This is a genomic window from Campylobacter sp. LMG 7929 (assembly GCF_024723595.1).
Lineage (GTDB): Bacteria > Campylobacterota > Campylobacteria > Campylobacterales > Campylobacteraceae > Campylobacter_D.
This window is the reverse complement of the sequence record NZ_JANQCY010000028.1, coordinates 1-1797: the sequence shown is the minus strand read 5'-3', so window position 1 is coordinate 1797 and position 1797 is coordinate 1. Positions and strand designations below refer to the sequence as shown.

General features: G+C 29.8%; 1 protein-coding gene and 1 pseudogene. One reads left to right on the top strand and one right to left on the bottom strand.

All coding sequences use genetic code 11. The features are described from left to right. Positions 1-373: 373 nt before the first annotated feature. Positions 374-1573 (top strand): major outer membrane protein, encoded by a 1200-nt coding sequence (locus CAMP5118_RS07895; RefSeq protein ID WP_337217020.1) that lies wholly within the window; start codon positions 374-376, stop codon positions 1571-1573. Positions 1574-1597: 24 nt separating this feature from the next. Here CAMP5118_RS07895 and CAMP5118_RS07890 read toward each other — a convergent pair. Continuing rightward, a pseudogene (locus tag CAMP5118_RS07890) lies at positions 1598-1797 on the bottom strand (YaaA family protein); the annotation flags it as partial.

Sequence of the window (1797 nt, the reverse complement as noted above, 5' to 3'; positions counted from 1 at the left end):
CCCAGTTTCCAAACATTAACTATCAAAGAGCATAATTACATCTGTAAAAGCAAACATTCATAGATAACTCCTTAGTTTTTAAAGATCTAGTTTTTTACTAGATCTTTAAAGATATATAGTTTTAAATATGAATGAGATTATTTATAAAATATAAAATTAGGAATAAAATTAAATTATAATTTTAAAGATTTAACTTAATATAGTTTGATTATCTAAAACTATAATTATTATATACTAATAATTATAGTATAACAATACACTACAACTTCAAATATATCCCAATAAATATATATTTTTGTTTACTTTAAGAATTCTCATATAAAACTATGATATAATACAAGCCATAGTTTTAATTTTAATAAGGAGAATTCTCATGAAACTAGTTAAACTTAGTTTAGTAGCAGCTTTAGCTGCAGGTGCTTTTTCAGCAGCTAACGCTGTTTCACTTGAAGAAGCTATAAAAGATGTTGATGTATCAGGAATGTTTAGATACAGATTCCAATCTGATAGATTAGAAATTGGTGATGCGATTCAACAAGAAGGTTACAACAGCTCTAAAAACAATGAGCACAAATTTAAATCTCAATTAAATTTCAAAGCAGCTTTAGATGATAATTTCAAAGCTTTCGTTCAATTTGAATATAATTCAACAGATAATGGTTTTGGTGGAGCTAATACTCAAACAAACAAAACTTTTAACGTTAAACAAGCTTACTTAGAATACACTAACGAAGCTTATGCTACAAGTGTAACTTTTGGTAAATTAGAAGTTGGTTCAATTTGGACTGATGATGCTGTAGGAACAGGAGCTAAAGTTCTTAACAACTCTATCGAAGGTTTAACTTTTGCAGGTTATTGGTTCGACGCATTAAATCATGTTGATGACACTGATTTTACAAATTTAGGTATAGCTGAATCATCAATTTATGGTGCTGCTGTATTAGGTGATTTTGATCCATTTGCTTTCCAAGTATGGGCAGCTTATGCTAACAATTGGGCATTCTTATATGCAGTAGATGCTAGCTATAAATTTGCATTCAATGACATGAATTTCAAAATCCAAGGTCAATACTTAGGAAATAGCTTAGACAGCGACAAAGAAAAATTAGGTCTTGCTGACAATAATTTCTATGCTGCTAAATTTAGCGGACAAATCTCTGCTTTTGATTTCCAAGCTGGTGTAGTTGGATATGGTGATAAAGACAAATCAACTATCGTAACTTTAGAAGATACAGGTAGAGTTATTGCTCCAGGTCAACAAATTTTCTATTCTAACGATGGAAGTAAATTAGTTGGCAGCCACGGTGAAAACTTCTTCTATTTTGCAGGTTTAGGCTATACTTTTGCTGAAACTTTAAGAGTAGGATTTGACTATATTGGTGGTACAACTGAAAGAACAGGATTAGAAGATACTGATAAAAATGAATACGTAGCAAGCGTATCTTATGCTTATAGTCCAAAACTTACTTTCAGCGGATTTTACTCTTATCTAACTGAAGATAATAGCAAAGGCGTAAAAAACGTAGATGCTGACGATCAATTCATCAGACTTGAAGCTCTATACAAATTCTAATTATAAAAGCTAAGCCAAAAAGGCTTAGCTTGCTATATCTAAAATTATTTCTTCTTTTAATCCGTGTATTTTAATTTCTTTTATTTTTAATTCATTAGGTAGATTTTCTAGTAAAGCTTCTTTGCTATGTATGTTTTTACTTGCTAGTATTCTTAATATTTTACCCCTATAAGCCTTTGCAAAGTGACTTAAAGTTTTGGAATTTTTTAAAAAAGTGAGGGTAA

Bases quoted from the DNA above. Each gene is read 5' to 3' on its own strand.
- CAMP5118_RS07895 (WP_337217020.1), top strand. From the start codon at position 374: ATGAAACTAGTTAAACTTAGTTTAGTAGCAGCTTTAGCTGCAGGTGCT.